Raw genomic sequence first — 20,514 nt, 5'->3', positions numbered from 1 at the left:
CTAAAAGCAGAAAATAGGCGGGCGTGCCCAATGATTACCCTGAAACTCAACGGCCAAGACCATCAACTGGACGTCACCGAGGAGATGCCACTGTTGTGGGCGATCCGCGATGTGGCGGGCTACAACGGCACCAAATTCGGCTGCGGCATGGGCCTGTGCGGCGCATGCACCATTCATATCGACGGCGCGCCAGCGCGCAGTTGCATCACCCCGATCGGCGCGGTCAAGGGCCAGGCCGTCAGCACCATCGACAACCTGCACACCGACCCGATCGGCCAGGTCGTGCAGCAAGCCTGGCTGGACAGCGCCGTGGCCCAGTGCGGCTACTGCCAGGGCGGGCAAATCATGTCGGCCACCGCGCTGCTGAAAACCAACCCCAACCCCAGCGACGAGCAGATCGAAGAGGCGATGGTCGGCAATATCTGTCGGTGCGGCACCTACAATCGCATCAAGACCGCGATCCGCCAGGCTTCGACGCATCTGCAGGGGGCCAAGGCATGAGCCGCTTACCCGCTGATTTCGTCCTCAATAACCTCAGCCGCCGCGGTTTCCTGCAGGGCGTCGGCGCCACCGGCGCGCTGGTGATCGCCGCCAGTTGGGGCTTGCCTGAGGCGTTTGCCGCTGATGCCGTCAAGAAATATGGCGGCGATGCCATGCCCCATGGGCTGATCGATGACCCCAAGGTCTACGTCAGCATCGCCACCGACGGTACCGTGACGGTGATCTGCAACCGTTCGGAAATGGGCCAGGGCGTGCGTACCAGCCTGAGCCTGGTGGTCGCCGATGAGTTGGACGCCGATTGGGCCCATGTGCGGGTCCAGCAGGCGCCGGGCGACGAAGTGCGTTACGGCAACCAGGACACCGATGGCTCGCGCAGCATGCGCCACTGGTTCGAACCGATGCGGCGTTGCGGCGCGAGTGTGCGTGCGATGCTGGAACAGGCGGCTGCCGACCAGTGGAAAGTCCCGCTGGGCGAGTGCCGTGCGCAGTTGCATAAGGTCATCCATCAGCCCAGCGGGCGCGCCCTGGGCTATGGCGAATTGGCCGCCGCTACCGGTGCATTGGCGGTGCCGGCGCGGGACACGCTGCGCCTCAAGCAGCCGTCGGAGTTCCGCTACATCGGCAAAGAGGGCGTCAAGGCCATTGATGGCGCCGATATCGTCAACGGTCGCGCGGTCTACGGCGCAGACGTGCATTTCGACGGCATGCTCTACGCCACCATTGCACGGCCGAAGGTTTATGGCGGCAAGGTCAAATCCTTCGATGCCAGTGCGGCGTTGAAGGTGCCGGGGGTGATCAAGGTTCTCGAAATCGAAAGCCGCCCTCTGCCTTCGGAGTTCCAGCCCCTGGGCGGCGTGGCCGTGGTGGCGAGCAACACCTGGGCGGCGATCAAGGGCCGTGAAGCGCTGAGCATTGTCTGGGATGACGGCGTCAACGCCAGCTACAACTCCATCGATTACCGCAAGGATCTGGAAGCGGCCGCGCAGCAACCGGGCAAAGTGGTGCGCAACACCGGCACCCTCGACCAGGCCATGAGCGATGCCGACAGCACCCTCGAAGCCGCCTATTACCTGCCGCATCTGGCCCAGTCGCCGATGGAGCCGATGGTTGCCATCGCCCGTTTCGACAAGGGCCAGTGCGAAGCCTGGGCGCCAAGCCAGGCGCCGCAGGTGACCCGCGAGCGCGTTGCCGAGCGCCTGGGCCTGCCTTTCGATAACGTGACCATCAATGTCACGCTGCTGGGCGGCGGCTTCGGTCGCAAGTCCAAGCCGGACTTCGTGGTCGAGGCGGCCATCCTCGCCAAGGAATTCCCCGGCAAGGCCGTGCGCGTGCAGTGGACCCGCGAAGATGATATCCACAACTCCTACTTCCACACGGTCTCCGCCGAGTACCTCAAGGCTGGCCTGAACAAGGACGGCCTGCCTTCTGCCTGGCTGCACCGCACCGTCGCGCCGAGCATCACTGCACTGTTTGCGCCGGGCATGAACCATGAGGCGGCGTTCGAGCTGGGCATGGGCTTTACCAACATGGCCTACGCGATTCCCAATGTGCGCCTGGAAAACCCCGAAGCTGCGGCTCACACCCGGGTTGGCTGGTATCGCTCGGTGTCGAACATCCCCCACGGCTTTGCGATTCAGAGCTTTGTCGATGAACTGGCGCACAAGGCCGGTCAGGACCCGTTGCAGTACCAACTCAAGCTACTCGGACCGGATCGTCAGATCGATCCGAAAACCCTGAGCGATGAGTGGAACTACGGCGAATCCCCGGAGCGCTACCCGATCGATACCGCCCGCCTGCGCGGGGTGCTGGAAACCGCCGCCAAGGCCGCCGGCTGGGGGCGCGCGCTGCCCAAGGGCCGAGGCCTGGGGCTGGCGGTGCATTACAGTTTCGTCACCTATGTGGCGGCGGTGATCGAGGTCGAAGTCAAAGACGACGGCACGCTGATCGTACACAAGGCGGATATCGCCGTGGACTGCGGCCCGCAGATCAACCCGGAACGCATTCGCTCGCAATTCGAAGGCGCCTGCGTGATGGGCCTGGGCAACGCGGTATTGGGCGAGATCAGCTTCAAGGACGGCAAGGTCCAGCAGGATAACTTCCATATGTATGAAGTGGCGCGCATGTCCCTGGCGCCCAAAGTCGTTGCGGTACACCTGGTCACGCCACAGGGCGAGGTGCCGTTGGGGGGTGTCGGTGAGCCCGGCGTGCCGCCGATTGCGCCGGCGTTGTGTAATGCGATTTTTGCCGCCACCGGCAAGCGCATTCGTAGCCTGCCCGTGCGCTACCAACTGCAGGGTTGGCAGGAGACGAAGGCCTGATGGACAGTGTGGATCTGAATGTCCTGCGCAGCGTGCTCGAATGGCGCCGCGCGGGGCAGCGGGTGGTGTTGTACAGCGTGGTCCAGACCTGGGGCAGCGCGCCGCGTCCGCCCGGGGCCATGCTCGCCTTGCGCGGTGACGGGGTGGTGATTGGCTCGGTGTCCGGCGGCTGCATTGAAGATGACTTGATTGCGCGTTTGCAGGATGGTCGGTTGGCGGATGACGGGCCAGCGGTGCAGTTGGTGACCTACGGCGTGACGCGCGATGAAGCGGCGCGTTTTGGATTGCCATGCGGTGGCACCCTGCGCCTGACCGAAGAGCGCGTGATGGAGTGGGGATGGGTGGCCGAGTTGCTGGCGCGCTGTGAAGCCCATGAAATCGTCGCTCGCGAGTTGGACCTGGCCACCGGCAATGTGCGCTTGAGCGCTGCGAGCAAGACCGACGTGGTGACCTTCGACGGCGAGCGCTTGCGCGCCATCTATGGCCCGCGCTGGCGCCTGCTGTTGATCGGCGCCGGGCAGCTGTCACGCTATGTGGCGCAAATGGCGCGGTTGCTGGATTTCGAAGTGCTGATCTGCGACCCGCGTGACGAGTTCGTGTATGGCTGGGAAGAACAGCACGGCCGCTTTGTGCCCGGCATGCCTGATGACGCGGTGCTGAACATCCAGACTGACGAGCGCACGGCTATCGTCTGCCTGACCCACGATCCGCGGCTGGACGATATGGCGTTGCTGACGGCATTGAACTCCAGTGCGTTCTATATCGGCGCGCTGGGTTCGCGGGTCAACACCCGTAAACGCCGGGAAAACCTGGCGGCGTTGGGGTTGTCTGCGCAGGCGATTGCGCGGCTGCATGGGCCGATCGGTTTGCATATCGGCAGCCATACACCCGCGGAGATTGCCCTGTCGTTGCTGGCGGAAATTGTCGCGATCAAGAACGGCGTGGCACCGCTGCAGAAAAAGCCGATGCCGGTGCAGGTTGAATGAGCGTCACTGTGATTGTGCTGGCGGCGGGGCAGGGCAGTCGTTTTCGCGCTGCAGCCGGGGCTGATCAGGATAAGTTGCTGGCTGATTGCGTGGGCCGTGACGCTGTGGTGCGGCCGGTGATCGAGCAGGTGTTGGTGAATTTGCCGGCGTGCGCTGTAAAGCGCGTGGTGGTGACCTCGCCCGATCGGCTTGAAGTTATTCGTCTGGCGCAGGCCCATGGTTGCGAGGTAGTGCAGCTGTGCTCGGCCGGAATGGGCGACAGCATTGCCGCGGCGGTCGCGGCCAGTGGTTCCAGCGATGGCTGGCTGGTGGTGCTGGGTGATATGCCGTTCATTCTGCCGTCCAGCATTGAACGGGTGTTGGAGCGCATAGACGGTATCAGCGTGCCGGTGCATGCCGGCCAGTATGGGCATCCGGTTGCGTTTGGACGAGCGTTCGGACCGGCGTTGATGGCGTTGACGGGTGATCGCGGGGCCAAGCCACTATTTGCCCAGGGGGAAGTGCGTGAGATCCAGGTAAGCGATCCTGGCGTACTCTGGGATGTGGATCTGCCGCATCTGTTGGATTTCAAACCGCTCTGAAATGTGGGAGGGGTGTACGGACGGAGACATCCTTTACAAACGAGACCGGGGACATCCTTTACGTTTCTGGGTGCTGGATAGCCGGCTTGCACCGCTGTCTAGCCTACCCAGTGGATAGTTACATAGGTACATGTCCCACACGTTGTCGTCCACTTCTCGCAGTCCAACGGACTCTCCTACCAGTGACTCACTCAAAAAGATCATCCTGCCCCTCCACTTCATTGACCCGTCTGTTCTGACCTTGCGTACCTCCATATCCGCTCCATATTCGGCAGGAGGTACCCAGCCTGTATAGATCCTTGGCGATTTATCGTACAGATCGTTCGGCACCTTCATGTCTAACGCCTCGTGCGGCCGATCATGATTGAATTCCTGTCGAAATCGTTCAAACGCCAACTGCTGCTGGACCATATTGGCTTCTGGCGTCTTCAGTAACGCGGCCTTGAGTGAGCGATGCATACGCTCATGCCGCCCGTTCTGATCGGGTCGCCCCGGCTGAATACGCTCTGGGTAGATACCCAGTCGTATCCACCAGACGGCCAGACTCGAGAGCCTGCTGAGACCGGTTGAGGCGAAGGGTGAACCGTTGTCAGTCCGGATGACATCAGGCAGACCGTACTCGCGAAAAGCCCAGTCAAAACCCTCGCGGGCCCCAGCCACACTGGGCTGCGCACGACACAACAATATGAATCTGCTGGCCTGATCCGTGAGTGTCAGCGGGTAACAGCGTCGGCCATCCGCCATTAAAAAGTCGCCTTTGAAGTCAGCGGCCCACGTTTGATTGGGGAGATCTGCCGGGCGAAGTTTGACGGGGCCGGTAGGCGGGCGATTGCGCTTGCGCCGCTCTTGAACCAGTCCCGCTCGTTTGAGCCATTCCCCTGCCGTGCTGGGTGCCGGCCAATGACATTCCGGATAGCGATTGGAAAGGACCTTGACCAGCTTTTTGGGGCCCCAGTCATGGTGTTGATGCTTGAGCTCGATTAGAGCAGCAATATGCGCATCGCACGTTTGAAAAGGGCTTGAGAGTGGACGGCGTGAGGCGTCCTTGAGCCCGTCCAGGCCAGCAGTGGCATACCGTTGCAGCCACTTGTCCAAGGTCGGTCGACTAATGCCGTAGCTCAATGCCAGTTGACGTTTTGAATAGGCGCTGGACAGCCAGTCGCCTATCAATCTGACTTTTTGGTCCATAGGGGACTCTCGATTCCATGACATGGCCAGTTACCTCCTGGCCATGATTAATACATGTAAACGATGTCTCCGGTTTCAAACGTAAAGGATGTCTCCGGTCTGTACCGGGGGCAAGCCCCCTCCCACATTGAATCTTTGTTGGCATAAAAAAGCCCCGCCTGAGTGATCAGGCGGGGCTTTTTAGTGGCGGATGGAATCAGACGAGAGGTTTAGGCTCGTGCTCTTCTTCCAGGGCCTTTGGGTGATGCTCTGCCACTTCTTCAACGGAACTCGGGGTCTCGTCGACGATTGGGGTAGTGTGCTCGACCACTTCGGCGACAGCCGGTGCGGCAGCGGCAGCAGCGGCGGCAGCTTCGGCTTCCTTGCGACGACGGCGCACTTCACGTGGGTCGTTCGGCGCACGGCCGTTTTCGGTCAGGGCAATGGCCGGTGCGGCTTCAACCACCGGGGCGGCGGCTTCGGCAACGACGGGTGCTTCAACCACTGGCGCAGGCTCGGCAACCGCTACCGGAGCGGCTTCAACCACTTCGGCAACCGGGGTTGGCGCTGCTTCTACCACAGGGGCGGGGGCGGGTGCTTCAGCCGGGGCGGCAGGTTCGGCTGTCCACTGGAAGGCGGTCTGTTCTTCGCGAACTTCACGCACGGCCGGGGCGGCTTCTTCGACAACCGGTGCTTCTACAACGGCTTCAACCACTGGTTGTGGCTCAACCACCGGGGCAGGCTCCGCAGCAACTACTTCGGCTTCCGGTTGGGCTTCGCGAACCGGCGCAACTTCCACTTCCGCAACCACGGGGGCTTCGATCGGGGTAGTTGCTTCTACGACCGGTGCTTCAACCACTGGGGTCTCGGCGACTGGTGCCTCTACCGCAACGGTTTCTTCGACGGCGGCAGTGGCGCGTTCAGCCTGCTCGTGAGCCTGGGCTTCGGCAGGTGCGCTGATGACCGAGCTGGCAACGGCAGCGGTAACGGCCAGGCCGGCAGCCAGTTCGGCGCCAGTCGGTTCGCTGTTGGCGGCTTCTGCGTTCTCGCCGGCTTCTTCCGAACCTTCGATCACGTTGCCGTTGGCATCACGTTGACGCTCACGACGGTTGCTGCGACGACGCTGGCCACGGGAGCGGCGGCGTGGACGATCGCCTTCGGCGTTGTCCTGGCCGTCTTCGAGCAGTTGCTCTTCGCCGGTCAGCACTTCTTCGTCTTCTTCGCTGGCGCTAGCCGCCGGCTCGGTGCGTGGTTGACGTTCTTCACGCGGTGCGCGTGGTTGACGCTCTTCACGTGGCGCACGCTCTTCACGCGGCGGGCGAGCCGGGCGTTCTTCTGAGGTGGCGGCGGCAGCAGTAGCAGTAGCGGCGGCAACGGCAGGCGCGGCGTCCAGCGGCTCGCGCAGTTCACGCACACGCTCTTCGCGCTCGCCACGTGGCTTGCGATCTTCACGCGGTGCACGTGGTGGGCGCGGTGCGCGCTCTTCACGCGGTGCGCGTTCTTCACGGGCTACTACGGCCGGGGTCTCTTCGCGGGCTTCGCGAGGCGCACGCTCTTCACGGGGTGCGCGCTCTTCACGCGGGGCACGTTCTTCGCGCGGCTTGCGCTCTTCGTCACGGCGACCGTTGCGGTTACGGCTCTGCTGGCGACCGTTGCGACGCTCTTCGTTACGCGCCGGGCGCTCGGTGGCAGGTTTTTCAACCACAACCGGTGCCGCAGGCTCTTCCTTGCTGGCGAACAGGCTGACCAGCGACTTCACCAGGCCCTTGAACAGGCTTGGCTCAGGCAGCGCGGCCGGGGCTGCAACCGGGGCCGCGACTTCAACCGGAACCGGTGCGTTGGCACGCGCCGGAGCGGTCTTCACGGCGGCTTCCTGGCGAACCAGGGTGCGGGTCGCGGCGGCTGGCTGGACTTCTTCCACTTCGGCAGCGGCAGCGGCGATTTCGTAGCTGGACTGGCCGCTGTGGGCTTCCGGACTGTCATCACGCAGGCGCTGCACTTCGAAGTGCGGCGTTTCCAGGTGATCGTTCGGCAGGATGACGATACGGGCACGGGTGCGCAGTTCGATCTTGGTGATCGAGTTGCGTTTTTCGTTGAGCAGGAACGCGGCAACCGGGATCGGCACTTGCGCGCGGACTTCGGCGGTGCGGTCTTTCAGGGCTTCTTCTTCGATCAGGCGCAGGATCGCCAGGGACAGCGATTCAACGTCACGGATGATGCCGGTGCCGTTGCAACGTGGGCAAACAATGCCGCTGCTCTCGCCCAGGGACGGACGCAGGCGCTGACGGGACATTTCCAGCAGGCCGAAGCGCGAGATGCGGCCGACTTGCACACGGGCGCGGTCGGCTTCCAGGCATTCGCGGACTTTTTCTTCCACGGCGCGCTGGTTCTTGGCGGGGGTCATGTCGATGAAGTCGATCACGATCAGGCCGCCGATATCACGCAGGCGCAACTGGCGGGCGATTTCTTCAGCCGCTTCCAGGTTGGTCTGCAGGGCGGTTTCTTCGATGTCGCTACCTTTCGTGGCACGCGCCGAGTTGATGTCGATGGACACCAGGGCTTCGGTCGGGTCGATCACGATGGAGCCGCCGGAAGGCAGTTCGACCACGCGCTGGAAGGCGGTCTCGATCTGGCTTTCGATCTGGAAACGGTTGAACAGCGGAACGCTGTCTTCGTACAGCTTGATCTTGCTGGCGTACTGCGGCATCACCTGGCGGATGAAGGTCAGGGCTTCGTCCTGGGCTTCGACGCTGTCGATCAGCACTTCGCCGATGTCCTGGCGCAGGTAATCGCGGATGGCGCGGATGATCACGTTGCTTTCCTGGTAGATCAGGAACGGCGCGGAACGATCCAGGGACGCTTCTTTGATAGCGGTCCACAGTTGCAGCAGGTAGTCGAGGTCCCACTGCATTTCTTCGCTGCTGCGGCCCAGGCCGGCAGTGCGCACGATCAGGCCCATGTCGGCTGGAGCGACCAGGCCGTTCAGCGCTTCACGCAGTTCGTTGCGCTCTTCACCTTCGATGCGACGGGAAATGCCGCCGGCACGTGGGTTGTTCGGCATCAGCACCAGGTAACGACCGGCCAGGCTGATGAAGGTGGTCAGGGCGGCGCCCTTGTTGCCACGTTCTTCTTTTTCTACCTGAACGATGACTTCCTGGCCTTCGCTCAGGACGTCCTTGATGTTCACGCGGCCTTCGGGGGCTTTCTTGAAGTATTCGCGGGAGATTTCTTTGAGGGGCAGGAAGCCATGGCGCTCGGAGCCGAAATCGACAAAGGCAGCCTCAAGGCTTGGTTCGATGCGAGTAATACGGCCTTTATAGATGTTGGCCTTCTTCTGCTCGCGTGCACCGGATTCGATGTCCAGGTCGTAGAGGCGTTGGCCATCTACCAGCGCAACACGCAACTCTTCGGGTTGAGTTGCGTTAATCAGCATTCTTTTCATGTTGTACCGTCGGTTTCCGGGCTGCCGGAAACGGCGTTCGGCACACACGACTTCTCACGGTCGGTGTCAGGTGCGTCAAGAGTGGTTGGCCACTCCAGTGTCCAGCAATAACCGGCGAATTGGGCTGGTATCGCGACGGACGCGTCCTGCTTGTTAGCGGTGGTGACAAAAGCACCACTTCAACAAAAGCTAAGGTCAGGAGGAGGAATCAACCGGCGACTGTGGACGAGATGAAGCGTCTATATATAAGCCTAATGCTACACGGTCCGACGGTTGTGCATCTCCACCCTACACGTATCCCTGATAATTCGGGTGCTGCCGCGCGCAGAATCCGCAGCGGGTTGGCATTTACCGTGTGCTCCAATGGGGAGTACACGCTCATGGCTAAACAAGACCAAGTGTGGGCGACTGCGCTCTCACTCAGCTCTTAACAGGCTTTGTTTCCGAAGCATTCGCCATGGTGTGTCCCAAGACTGACTGCACTTTGTGAACTGGCCGTAAATATCGGCGCAAAATGCGAGTATTCACTCTGCTTTCTGCACTCGCTTCAGGCCTCATGTCACCTGCGCTTGTTACAATCTCGAGCTTTCCACGGTGACGAAAGCCCCGTAGGACGGCCTCGCGTCCTGATGAATTGCGATGGTCAGGGCCGGCAGTTTGCCGCAAGTCCTCTGTCCAGGCCGCTTTTGGCGGCGTTCGCGACTATAGCAGTAATGATTAAGTGCTTCAATTCCATAAAAAATTGTTATCATCGCCGACATGACGACTACCGCCCCCCAGACCCCCAGCGTCCAGCTGCTCGAGGTCTCGCCGGAATATGCCGGCCAACGCATCGACAATTTTCTCCTGGCCAGGCTCAAAGGCGTGCCCAAGACCTTGATCTACCGCATTTTGCGTAAAGGCGAAGTGCGCGTGAACAAAGGCCGCATCAAGCCCGAGTACAAGCTGCAGGCGGGCGATATCGTCCGGGTGCCGCCGGTGCGCGTGCCGGAGCGGGATGAGCCTGTGCCGCTGGCCCAGGGCCTGTTGCAGCGCCTTGAAGCGTCGATTGTCTACGAAGACAGCAAGCTGATCGTGATCAACAAGCCCTGTGGCATTGCGGTTCACGGTGGCAGCGGCCTGAGTTTCGGTGTGATCGAAGCCTTTCGTCAGTTGCGTCCGGATGCCAAGGAGCTGGAGCTGGTTCACCGCCTCGACCGCGACACCTCCGGCCTGCTCATGATCGCCAAGAAACGCAGCATGTTGCGCCATCTGCACACCGCCCTGCGCGGTGATGGCGTGGACAAGCGCTACATGGCGCTGGTGCGCGGCAACTGGGCCAGTTCGATCAAGAGCGTCCGCGCGCCGTTGCAGAAGAGCAATCTGCGCTCCGGCGAACGCATGGTCGAAGTGGACGAAGAAGGCAAAGAAGCCCTGACCCTGTTCAAGGTGCTACGCCGCTTCGGCGACTTCGCCACCTTGGTCGAGGCCAAGCCGGTCACCGGGCGCACTCACCAGATTCGCGTCCACACCCTGCATGCGGGCCACTGCATTGCCGGCGACACCAAGTACGGCGACGAGGCGTTCTCCAAGGAGATTCGCGACCTGGGCGGCAAGCGCCTGTTCCTGCACGCCTACATGCTCACCGTACCGCTGCCCGATGGTGGCGAATTGAAATTGCAGGCGCCGGTCGATGAAATGTGGGCCAAGACCGTGGAGCGCTTGAGTGTCGCACCTTGACTACAAGCTGCTGATTTTCGATTGGGACGGCACGCTGTGTGATTCCATTGGCCGGATTGTCGAGGCGATGCACATGGCTTCGACCCGTTCGGGCTATGAGCTCTGCAGCGACCTGGCAGTCAAGGGCATTATCGGCCTGGGGTTGCCCGAGGCGATTCGCACCTTGTACCCGGAAATCGCTGACGATGAATTGGTCGCGTTCCGCGAGCATTACGCCGATCACTACATCGCCCTGGAGGCTGAGCCTTCACCGCTGTTTGACGGTGTGGTGCAGTCCCTGGAAGCATTCCGTGCCGAGGGTTATCACCTGGCGGTCGCCACCGGCAAGGCCCGTCGCGGTCTGGATCGGGTGCTCAAGGCTCACGGCTGGGAAGACTACTTCGACATCACCCGCGCAGCGGATGAAACCGCCAGCAAGCCCCATCCGCTGATGCTCGAGCAGATACTCGCCCATTGTGGCGTGTCGCCACGCCAGGCGCTGATGGTGGGCGATGCTTCCTTCGACCTGATGATGGCTCGCAACGCTGGCATGGACAGCGTGGCGGTCAGCTATGGCGCCCAGGCTGCCGAGGCGTTGCAGCAATACGAGCCCAGGCTGACGATCGATCATTTTTCTGAATTGCAGGCCTGGCTTGGCCGGGCCCACTGAGTCTTTGCTGGGGTAGATCATGAGTGATGAGTGGAAAGCGCCCGAAAAGGCTGACAGCGGCGATGACAAGAGTTGGAAGCTGCTGGAGAAGACCCTCCTGGCCAGCGTGCAGGAGCAGCGTCGTTCGCGGCGCTGGGGGATTTTCTTCAAGCTGCTGACCTTTGTTTACCTGCTTGGCATGCTGGCGCTGTTCAGCCCGCTGATGGACATGGAAAAAACCGCGACCCGTGGCCCCAACTACACCGCCCTGATCGAAGTGCGTGGGGTGATTGCCGATAAGGAATCCGCCAGTGCCGACAACATCGTCAGCAGTCTGCGCGCCGCGTTTGAAGACTCCAAGGTCAAGGGCGTGATCCTGCGCATCAACAGCCCAGGCGGCAGCCCGGTGCAGTCGGGCTACGTGTATGACGAGATTCGCCGCCTGCGCGCATTGCACCCGCAGACCAAGCTGTACGCGGTGATCTCCGACCTGGGCGCCTCGGGTGCGTATTACATCGCCAGTGCTGCTGACCAGATCTACGCCGACAAGGCCAGCCTGGTCGGTTCCATCGGTGTGACGGCGGCCGGTTACGGCTTTGTCGGCACGATGGAGAAGCTGGGTGTGGAGCGTCGCACCTACACCTCGGGCGAGCATAAGTCGTTTCTCGACCCGTTCCAGCCGCAAAAGGCCGATGAAACCCAGTTCTGGCAGGGTGTGCTCGACACCACTCATCGCCAGTTCATCGCCAGCGTCAAGCAGGGGCGTGGGGATCGTCTGAAGGATAAAGATCATCCAGAGCTGTTCTCTGGGCTGGTTTGGTCTGGGGAGCAGGCCTTGCCGCTCGGCTTGATCGATGGCCTGGGCAGTGCCAGTTCGGTGGCGCGGGACGTGATTGGTGAGAAAGAGCTGGTGGACTTCACCGTTGAGGAGTCGCCGTTTGACCGTTTCTCCAAGAAGCTCGGCGCCAGCGTGGCTGAGAAGTTGGCCCTGTACATGGGCTTCCAGGGTCCGGCCCTGCGCTGAAATCTCAAGGTCTGTGTAGATAAATATGGGAGGGGGCTTGCCCCCCGATAGCAGTGGATCAGTCAGCTTATCTGTAGCTGACCCGCCGCAATCGGGGGCAAGCCCCCTCCCACATTTGGTTTTGCGCTGTATTTAAGGGATTTGCACGCCTTCGGCCTGCAGCATGTCCACCAGGCGGATCAGCGGCAAGCCCACCAGGCTGGTCGCGTCCGGGCCTTCGGTGCTTTGAAACAGGCTCACACCCAGCCCTTCGGCCTTGAAGCTGCCCGCGCAGTCATACGGCTGCTCGATCCGCAGGTAGCGTTCGACCTGCTCCACGTCCAGCCTGCGCATGTGGACGGTAAACGGTACGCAGTCCACCTGGCAGTGCCCGGTCTCGCTGTTCAGCAGCGCCAGCCCGGTGAGGAAGCTGACACGCTTGCCGCTGGCTGCCAGCAGTTGCTCGAGGGCGTTCTCGAAGGTGTGGGGTTTGCCGATGATCCGGCCTTCCAGTGCGGCCACCTGGTCAGAGCCGATGATCAGGTGCCCTGGATAGCTGGCGGCGAGGGCGCGGGCTTTCTCTTCGGCCAGGCGCTTGACCAGTTCGACGGCTGACTCATTTGCGCGGTGGCTTTCGTCGATGGCTGGCGAGCTGCAGATGAACGGCAAGTGCAGGCGGCCCAGCAATTCCCGGCGATAAATCGAACTGGATGCGAGTAATAAAGGCAGCATGGGCGTCTCCTCGGGGCGGCTGGGGATTCTAGCGGGGCGACCGGCTGACGCCCAGGGCTGAATTTCCTTTGACATGGCTGGGGGCATCCCTATAATGCTGCGCCTATGTTGAATGACCCGATTCCACCTCACGTTGACCCGCGCAAATTGGCTGATCGTGGCACTTCCCTTCAAGGTGAATTGCTGCTGGCCGATTTGAAGAGACTCTGCGACCCGCTTTCCGACACTGTCGGTACGGTGCAGGCTAAATTCGTTTTTGAACGAGATGAACGTAAATCTGTGGTTATTCACAGCTTTATCGACACCGAGGTCAAAATGGTTTGCCAGCGTTGTCTTGAGCTGGTCACCCTGCCGATCCACAGCGAATGCAGTTACGCTGTGGTAAAGGAGGGTGCGAATACCCAGTCGTTGCCGAAAGGTTATGACGTGCTGGAACTGGGCGAAGATCCTTTGGATCTGCATGCACTGATCGAGGAGGAGCTTTTGCTCGCCTTGCCCATTGTGCCTGCTCATCATCCGGAAGAATGCCAGCAGCCGGCGGGCCTCGATGACGAGTCCGAACCGAGCGAGGACGAGGTAACGCGGTCCAACCCGTTCAGTGTATTGGCGCAGTTAAAGCGTGACCCAAACGTTTAGGAGTTAATCAATTATGGCTGTTCAGCAGAACAAAAAATCCCGCTCTGCCCGTGACATGCGTCGTTCGCACGACGCCCTGACGGCGAGCACTCTGTCTGTAGAAAAAACCACCGGTGAAATTCACCTGCGTCACCACGTATCGCCAGAAGGCGTATACCGTGGCCGTAAAGTGATCGACAAAGGCGCTGACGAGTAATCACTTGTCTGCTCAAGTCATCGCGATTGACGCAATGGGCGGGGACTTCGGTCCCCGCAGCATTGTTCAGGCCTGCATTGCCAGCCTGTCTGCCACGCCCTCGCTGCACCTGACCCTCGTCGGTCAACCTTCCCTTCTTGAAGAACTGATTGCCAGCCATCCGGCGGTGGATTGCGCGCGCCTGACGATTACGCCAGCCAGCGAAGCCATCGGCATGGATGAAAAGCCGTCGGCCGCCCTGCGTGGCAAGCCTGATTCTTCAATGCGGATCGCCCTTGAGCTGTTGCGTGATGGCAAGGTGCAAGCCTGTGTCAGCGCCGGCAATACGGGCGCGCTGATGGCGTTGTCACGGCATGTGCTCAAGACCTTGCCGGGGATCGACCGGCCGGCGATGGTCGCAGCGATACCGACGCAGGCAGGCTATTGCCAGTTGCTGGACCTGGGCGCGAATGTCGATTGCAGCGCCGAGCATCTGTTCCAGTTCGCGGTGATGGGTTCGGTGGCTGCCGAAGCGCTGGGTGTGGCCCGTCCGCGGGTGGCCTTGCTGAATATCGGCACCGAAGACATCAAGGGCAACCAACAGGTCAAGCTCGCCGCCGCTTTGCTGCAAGGTGCGCGGGGTTTGAACTACGTCGGCTTTGTCGAGGGTGACGGTTTGTATCGCGGCGAGGCGGATGTGGTGGTGTGTGACGGATTTGTCGGCAATATCCTGCTTAAATCCAGCGAAGGCCTGGCAACCATGATTGCCTCGCGGATTGAGACTTTGTTCAAGCGCAACCTGGCCACACGTGTGGTCGGCGCGCTGGCGCTGCCGCTGATGCGCCGCCTGCAGGCGGACCTGGCACCGGCGCGGCATAATGGCGCGAGCTTTCTCGGCTTGCAGGGCATCGTGGTGAAAAGCCATGGTTCAGCGGGCGTGGAAGGCTTTCAGAGCGCGATTGCCCGGGCCTTGATCGAGATCCAGGAAAACCTGCCGCAACGCTTGCACGGCCGCCTGGAGGACTTGTTGCCTTAGGCGAATCGGCCCGGAAATGCTTAAATGTGACCGGCCGGTTCAATTGACCATCCAATCTGTCAGTTTCGTGCGCTCCCATCGTAGGAGCGCCAATATCCGACGACCAGATCATTAGGGGCTTGTTACATGTCTACATCCCTCGCATTCGTCTTTCCAGGGCAGGGTTCGCAGTCCCTCGGCATGTTGGCCGAGCTGGGCGCGCACTATCCGCTGATCCTGGAAACCTTCAAGGAAGCTTCCGATGCCCTGGGTTACGACCTGTGGGCACTGACCCAGCAGGGGCCGGAAGAGCAACTCAATCAAACCGATAAAACCCAGCCGGCCATCCTCACCGCTTCGATCGCCCTGTGGCGCTTGTGGTTGGCGGAAGGTGGCGCGCGTCCGGCCTTCGTCGCCGGTCACAGCCTGGGCGAATACAGCGCCCTGGTCGCCGCCGGCAGCCTGACCCTCGCTGAAGCGGTCAAGCTGGTCGAGCGTCGTGGCCAGTTGATGCAGGAAGCGGTTCCGGCCGGGCAGGGCGGTATGGCCGCTATTCTCGGCCTGGATGATGCAGTGGTGATCGAGGCCTGTGCCGAAGCGGCCCAGGGCGAAGTGGTCAGCGCGGTGAACTTCAACTCGCCAGGCCAGGTGGTGATTGCCGGTGCCAAGGCCGCTGTTGAGCGCGCCATCGAAGGCTGCAAGGCCCGTGGCGCCAAGCGTGCCTTGCCGTTGCCGGTGAGCGTGCCGTCGCACTGCGAACTGATGCGCCCGGCGGCCGAGCGTTTTGCCGAGTCCATCGCGGCCATCAACTGGCAGGCGCCGCAGATCCCGCTGGTGCAGAACGTCAGCGCGGCAGTTGCAGCGGATCTCGACACCCTCAAGCGCGACCTGCTGGAGCAGCTCTACAAGCCGGTGCGCTGGGTTGAATCGGTACAGACCCTGGCCGCCAACGGCGCCACCGAGCTGGTCGAGTGCGGCCCGGGCAAAGTCCTGGCCGGCCTGAACAAGCGCTGCGCTGAAGGCGTGTCGACCGCCAACCTCAATACCCCGGATGCCTTCGCTGCCGCTCGCGCGGCACTGGCCTGATCCCCAAACTTAGGAGAAGCCTGCATGAGTCTGCAAGGTAAAGTTGCACTGGTTACCGGCGCAAGTCGTGGCATTGGCCAGGCGATTGCCCTGGAGCTGGGCCGTCAGGGCGCCACCGTGATCGGCACTGCCACTTCCGCCTCGGGCGCCGAGCGTATCGCCGCGACCCTGAAGGAAAACGGCGTGCAAGGCACCGGCCTTGAGCTGAATGTGACCAGTGATGAGTCCGTGGCTGCCGTACTGGCCGAGATCACCGCACAGTTCGGCGCGCCGGCGATTCTGGTGAATAACGCCGGTATCACCCGCGATAACCTGATGATGCGGATGAAAGACGACGAGTGGCATGACGTGGTCGACACCAACCTGAACAGTCTGTTTCGCCTGTCCAAGGGCGTTTTGCGCGGCATGACCAAGGCGCGTTGGGGCCGAATTATCAATATTGGCTCCGTAGTGGGTGCCATGGGCAACGCAGGCCAAGTAAACTACGCCGCGGCGAAGGCCGGTCTGGAAGGTTTCAGCCGCGCATTAGCGCGTGAAGTCGGCTCGCGGTCGATTACGGTCAACTCGGTGGCCCCAGGGTTCATCGACACCGATATGACCCGCGAACTGCCGGAAGCACAGCGTGAAGCCTTGCTGACGCAGATTCCGCTGGGCCGTCTGGGCCAGGCTCAAGAGATCGCGAATGTGGTCACTTTCCTGGCATCCGACGGTGCGGCATACGTGACTGGGGCTACAATCCCGGTTAACGGCGGGATGTACATGAGTTAAATTGTGACGGATCGCTTCAAAAAAATGTCATACGAGCTGTCTAAAATCCGTTATAAAGCTGCAACTTAATTTATAGGCGGGTGGCCGACCGGGTACTGGGTGAACCTTTCAGTTGAAAAGCTGAAATGGCTTTCTATACACTTACCCACTGGCCAGCTGCCTGAATTTGTCCATTAGGAGTGAAAACAAGGTATGAGCACCATCGAAGAGCGCGTCAAGAAAATCGTTGCCGAGCAACTGGGCGTTAAAGAAGAAGAAGTGGTCAACACTGCTTCCTTCGTTGAAGACCTGGGTGCCGACTCCCTTGACACCGTTGAGCTGGTGATGGCTCTGGAAGAGGAATTCGAGACCGAAATCCCGGACGAAGAAGCTGAAAAAATCACTACTGTTCAAGCTGCAATCGACTACGTTACTAACCACCAGGCGTAATAGTTTGTAGTCGTCGCTTGCTGTCAGGGAAAACCGCACTGCTGTAAAGGCGTGCGGTTTTTTCTTTAGCTCTGATGAAAAGTGATTCTGAAGCAAAGTGTCGTCATTAGAAAAAGGAGAGTGCTGTGTCGCGTAGACGCGTCGTAGTCACCGGTATGGGTATGTTGTCGCCACTGGGCACAGATGTGTCGAGCAGTTGGCAGGGCATTCTGGCTGGCCGCAGTGGTATCGGTCTGATCGAACACACGGACCTTTCTGCCTATTCCACCCGTTTTGGCGGCTCGGTAAAGGGGTTCAATGTCGAGGAATACCTCTCGATCAAAGAGTCCCGCAAACTCGACCTGTTCATTCAATACGGCCTGGCAGCCGGTTTTCAGGCAGTGCGTGACGCTGGCCTGGAAGTCACCGACGCCAACCGTGAGCGCATCGGCGTGGCCATGGGGTCGGGTATTGGTGGTTTGACCAATATCGAAGAGACCAGCCGCACGTTGCACGAGTCCGGTCCCCGTCGAATTTCACCGTTCTTCGTGCCGGGTTCGATCATCAATATGATTTCCGGTTTCCTGTCCATCCATCTGGGCGCACAGGGACCTAACTACGCGATTGCCACCGCTTGCACCACAGGTACTCATTGCATCGGCATGGCCGCGCGCAACATTGCCTATGACGAAGCGGACGTGATGATCGCTGGTGGCGCCGAAATGGCGGCCTGCGGCCTGGGCATGGGCGGTTTCGGCGCGTCACGTGCGCTGTCGACCCGCAACGACGAGCCCGCTCGCGCCAGCCGTCCGTGGGACAAAGGTCGTGACGGTTTCGTCCTGGCCGACGGCGCCGGCGCCCTGGTGCTGGAAGAGCTGGAACACGCCAAGGCACGTGGTGCGACGATCTACGCCGAGCTGATCGGTTTTGGCATGAGTGGCGACGCGTACCACATGACTTCGCCACCGTCCGACGGTGCCGGCGCCGCACGTTGCATTACCAACGCCTTGCGCGATGCGAAGATCAGCCCGGACCGGGTGCAGTACATCAACGCCCACGGTACTTCGACGGCGACCGGCGACCTGGCGGAAGCCGAAGCGGTCAAGTCGGTATTCGGCGAGCACGCCTACAAGCTGGCGGTCAGCTCCACCAAGTCCATGACCGGCCACCTGTTGGGTGCGGCGGGCGCGGTCGAAGCGATCTTCAGCATACTGGCCATCAAGGATCAGGTCGCTCCGCCGACCATCAACCTCGATGAGCCGGATGAAGGCTGCGACTTGAACTTCGTGCCTCACGAAGCGCAGAAAATGCCGATCGACGTGGTGTTGTCCAACTCGTTCGGTTTCGGTGGTACCAACGGTTCCCTGGTGTTCCGCCGGTTCGCCGAGTAATGCTCAGTTGGGTCGACGGTCAGCCAGCGGACAGCGTGCCCCTGAAAGATCGCGGCCTGGCGTATGGCGATGGCCTGTTCGAAACCATCGCCGTCAAGGCCGGGCAACCCGTGTTGCTCGACCGCCACCTGCAACGCCTGGCTGAAGGTTGCAGGCGGTTGGCATTGGTTGCGGACCACGCATTGGTCCGCAGCGAAGTGCTCGCTTACGCCACCGCCCTCGGCGACGGCGTACTCAAGTTGATCCTCACCCGTGGCGATAGCCTGCGTGGTTATGGCATCAACCCCGGCGCCCCGGTGCGCCGTATCCTGCAGGGCAGTCCGCCTGCTGCTTATCCCCTGGCCCATGGCACCGACGGTATCCGCCTGTTTCCGTGCGCCACCCGTTTGTCCGAGCAGCCGCTGCTGGCCGGTCTCAAACATCTCAATCGCCTCGAACAAGTGATCGCGCGCGCCGAGTGGCAAGATGCCGAGCATGCCGAAGGTTTGATGCTGGATATGTCCGGGCGCGTCATCGAAGGCGTGTTCAGCAACCTGTTCCTGGTGCGCAACGGCGTGTTGCTGACCGCCGATCTGAATCGTTGCGGCGTGGCCGGGGTCATGCGTGCCGAGATCCTGGCCCAGGCGCAGGCGCTCGGCACCCCGGTGGTCGTGGCCGATATCAGCCTTGAGCAGTTGCAGTCGGCCGACGAGGTTTTTGTCTGCAACAGCGTTTATGGCATTTGGCCGGTGTGCGGCTGCGCTGCGATGAGCTGGCCGGTTGGGCCGCTCACCCGTAAACTGCAGGGCATTGTTCGCGCGCTATTGGATATTTGAGTTGATACGAAAACTGTTGTTACTGCTGCTGATCGGTCTGTTCGCGGCGGCGTTGCTATTGGGGGTTTCGGCCTGGAAGCTCGACTCAGCCCTGAAGCAGCCCTTGCACCTGACCGAGGAGCAACTGCTCGACGTCCCGGCCGGCGCCACGCCGACCGGCACCTTCAATCGCCTGGAAGCCGACGGTGTGCTCGACGGCGCCTTCTGGTTGCGTCTGTACTGGCGCTTCAACCTCGAAGGCCAGCCGTTGCACAGCGGCGAATACCGCCTCACCCCCGGCCTCACCGCCCAAGGCTTGATCGGCTTGTGGCAGCGTGGCGAAGTGGTGCAATACAGCCTGACCCTGGTGGAAGGCTGGAATTTCCGCCAGGTGCGCGCGGCGCTGGCCAAGCATGAAAAGATCGTGCAAAGCCTTGCCGGCCTGAGTGACAGCGAAGTGATGGACAAACTCGGCCACCCAGGGGTTTTCCCCGAGGGCCGGTTCTTCCCCGATACCTATCGCTTTGTGCGCGGCATGACCGATGTCGAGTTCCTCAAGAAAGCCTACAACCGCCTGGACGACGTACTCGCCCAGGAGTGGAGCAAACGCGCCGCCGACGCGCCGTACACCGACCCGTACCAAGCCCTGATCATGGCCTCCCTGGTGGAGAAAGAGACCGGTGTGCCGGAGGAACGGGGGCAGATCGCCGGGGTATTCGTGCGACGCATGAAGATCGGCATGCTGCTGCAGACCGATCCGACGGTGATCTACGGCCTGGGCGAGCGCTACAACGGCAAGCTGACGCGCGCCCATCTCAAGGAAGCCAACCCCTACAACACCTACATGGTTGCCGGGCTCCCGCCGACACCCATCGCGATGGTCGGCCGCGAGGCGATTCATGCGGCGCTGAACCCGGTGCCGGGCAGCAGCCTGTATTTCGTTGCACGGGGCGATGGCAGCCATATTTTCTCGGATGACCTGGATGCGCATAATGCCGCCGTGCGTGAGTTCCAGCTCAAGCGCCGCGCCGATTACCGTTCCAGCCCGGCGCCGCAGGTGAAACCGTTGGAAGACGCCACGCCGGCGAACGCCGCACCTGCCGAACCCGTCGCCCCCGCCGAGCCTGCGCCGGACGCCGCCGCATCGCAAAGCCCGCAATGACT

19 protein-coding genes are annotated in these 20,514 nt (G+C 61.5%); 16 read left to right on the top strand and 3 right to left on the bottom strand.

Going from position 1 to position 20,514, the window contains the following annotated elements; all coding sequences use genetic code 11:
• Positions 1-30 precede the first annotated feature (30 nt).
• From U5A08_RS22575 to U5A08_RS22560, 4 genes are read left to right on the top strand one after another with little or no spacing between them, the layout of a single operon-like run.
• The gene (locus U5A08_RS22575) at positions 31-501 is read left to right on the top strand and encodes a (2Fe-2S)-binding protein (RefSeq protein WP_247395888.1); all 471 of its coding nucleotides are present in this window, start codon (positions 31-33) and stop codon (positions 499-501) included.
• Positions 498-2,819: a xanthine dehydrogenase family protein molybdopterin-binding subunit gene (locus U5A08_RS22570; protein ID WP_321848683.1), complete on the top strand. Its 2,322-nt coding sequence runs from the start codon at positions 498-500 to the stop codon at positions 2,817-2,819. Before U5A08_RS22575 ends, U5A08_RS22570 begins: the two co-directional genes overlap by 4 nt.
• Positions 2,819-3,805 (top strand): XdhC family protein, encoded by a 987-nt coding sequence (locus U5A08_RS22565; protein WP_321848681.1) that lies wholly within the window; start codon positions 2,819-2,821, stop codon positions 3,803-3,805. The genes U5A08_RS22570 and U5A08_RS22565 overlap by 1 nt, the downstream gene beginning before the upstream one ends.
• On the top strand, positions 3,802-4,386 hold the full coding sequence (locus U5A08_RS22560) for a nucleotidyltransferase family protein (RefSeq protein WP_253398170.1): 585 nt from the start codon (positions 3,802-3,804) through the stop codon (positions 4,384-4,386). The genes U5A08_RS22565 and U5A08_RS22560 overlap by 4 nt, the downstream gene beginning before the upstream one ends.
• A gap of 33 nt (positions 4,387-4,419) precedes the next feature.
• On the opposite strand, the gene U5A08_RS22555 is transcribed toward U5A08_RS22560, so the two are convergent.
• Entirely contained in the window at positions 4,420-5,598 is a 1,179-nt protein-coding gene (locus U5A08_RS22555) for an integrase core domain-containing protein (protein WP_425262807.1), read from the bottom strand.
• 172 nt (positions 5,599-5,770) lie between these two features.
• Positions 5,771-8,986 (bottom strand): ribonuclease E, encoded by a 3,216-nt coding sequence (gene rne / locus U5A08_RS22550; RefSeq protein ID WP_321848680.1) that lies wholly within the window; start codon positions 8,984-8,986, stop codon positions 5,771-5,773.
• A 768-nt stretch (positions 8,987-9,754) separates the two neighbouring features.
• Between rne and rluC the strand changes: the two genes are divergently transcribed.
• Genes rluC through U5A08_RS22535 form a run of 3 tightly spaced genes read left to right on the top strand, consistent with a single transcriptional unit; the run spans position 9,755 to position 12,366 of the window.
• Positions 9,755-10,714 carry a 23S rRNA pseudouridine(955/2504/2580) synthase RluC gene (gene rluC / locus U5A08_RS22545; RefSeq protein ID WP_247405324.1) on the top strand — a complete coding sequence of 320 codons (960 nt, stop codon included), beginning with the start codon at positions 9,755-9,757 and terminating at the stop codon, positions 10,712-10,714.
• Positions 10,701-11,363 (top strand): HAD-IA family hydrolase, encoded by a 663-nt coding sequence (locus U5A08_RS22540; RefSeq protein WP_321848678.1) that lies wholly within the window; start codon positions 10,701-10,703, stop codon positions 11,361-11,363. The genes rluC and U5A08_RS22540 overlap by 14 nt, the downstream gene beginning before the upstream one ends.
• A 19-nt stretch (positions 11,364-11,382) precedes the next feature.
• Positions 11,383-12,366 (top strand): S49 family peptidase, encoded by a 984-nt coding sequence (locus tag U5A08_RS22535; RefSeq protein ID WP_247405331.1) that lies wholly within the window; start codon positions 11,383-11,385, stop codon positions 12,364-12,366.
• Between the two features lie 132 nt (positions 12,367-12,498).
• Here U5A08_RS22535 and U5A08_RS22530 read toward each other — a convergent pair whose 3' ends face one another.
• Positions 12,499-13,077 carry a Maf family protein gene (locus U5A08_RS22530; RefSeq protein WP_321848676.1) on the bottom strand — a complete coding sequence of 193 codons (579 nt, stop codon included), beginning with the start codon at positions 13,075-13,077 and terminating at the stop codon, positions 12,499-12,501.
• A 105-nt stretch (positions 13,078-13,182) separates the two neighbouring features.
• On the opposite strand from U5A08_RS22530, the gene U5A08_RS22525 reads away from it, so the two are divergent.
• The 9 genes from U5A08_RS22525 to mltG all read left to right on the top strand — a co-directional run bounded on the left by U5A08_RS22525 (position 13,183) and on the right by mltG (position 20,512).
• Entirely contained in the window at positions 13,183-13,713 is a 531-nt protein-coding gene (locus U5A08_RS22525) for a YceD family protein (RefSeq protein ID WP_247405338.1), read from the top strand.
• Positions 13,714-13,726: 13 nt separating this feature from the next.
• A complete protein-coding gene (gene rpmF, locus U5A08_RS22520) occupies positions 13,727-13,909 on the top strand; it encodes a 50S ribosomal protein L32 (RefSeq protein WP_008152339.1) in 183 nt (60 codons plus the stop codon).
• Between the two features lie 4 nt (positions 13,910-13,913).
• Positions 13,914-14,924, top strand: a complete 1,011-nt coding sequence (gene plsX, locus U5A08_RS22515; protein WP_253398165.1) for a phosphate acyltransferase PlsX — start codon at positions 13,914-13,916, stop codon at positions 14,922-14,924.
• Between the two features lie 126 nt (positions 14,925-15,050).
• Positions 15,051-15,989, top strand: a complete 939-nt coding sequence (gene fabD, locus U5A08_RS22510; RefSeq protein WP_253398163.1) for an ACP S-malonyltransferase — start codon at positions 15,051-15,053, stop codon at positions 15,987-15,989.
• A gap of 24 nt (positions 15,990-16,013) precedes the next feature.
• Positions 16,014-16,757 carry a 3-oxoacyl-ACP reductase FabG gene (gene fabG / locus U5A08_RS22505; RefSeq protein ID WP_253398161.1) on the top strand — a complete coding sequence of 248 codons (744 nt, stop codon included), beginning with the start codon at positions 16,014-16,016 and terminating at the stop codon, positions 16,755-16,757.
• A 192-nt stretch (positions 16,758-16,949) separates the two neighbouring features.
• Positions 16,950-17,186 (top strand): acyl carrier protein, encoded by a 237-nt coding sequence (gene acpP / locus U5A08_RS22500; RefSeq protein ID WP_003442511.1) that lies wholly within the window; start codon positions 16,950-16,952, stop codon positions 17,184-17,186.
• A gap of 125 nt (positions 17,187-17,311) precedes the next feature.
• Positions 17,312-18,556, top strand: a complete 1,245-nt coding sequence (gene fabF, locus U5A08_RS22495; RefSeq protein ID WP_253398159.1) for a beta-ketoacyl-ACP synthase II — start codon at positions 17,312-17,314, stop codon at positions 18,554-18,556.
• The gene (pabC, locus tag U5A08_RS22490; RefSeq protein WP_321848669.1) at positions 18,556-19,371 is read left to right on the top strand and encodes an aminodeoxychorismate lyase; all 816 of its coding nucleotides are present in this window, start codon (positions 18,556-18,558) and stop codon (positions 19,369-19,371) included. Before fabF ends, pabC begins: the two co-directional genes overlap by 1 nt.
• 1 nt (position 19,372) lies before the next feature.
• Positions 19,373-20,512, top strand: a complete 1,140-nt coding sequence (gene mltG, locus U5A08_RS22485) for an endolytic transglycosylase MltG (protein WP_321848667.1) — start codon at positions 19,373-19,375, stop codon at positions 20,510-20,512.
• The last annotated feature ends 2 nt before the right edge of the window (positions 20,513-20,514 follow it).

Origin of the sequence: Pseudomonas paraveronii, from assembly GCF_963681955.1 — a bacterium.
GTDB classification, from domain to species: Bacteria; Pseudomonadota; Gammaproteobacteria; order Pseudomonadales; family Pseudomonadaceae; genus Aquipseudomonas; species Aquipseudomonas paraveronii.
Note: the sequence above shows the minus strand (reverse complement) of the source record. Positions and strands in the feature narration are given on the sequence as shown.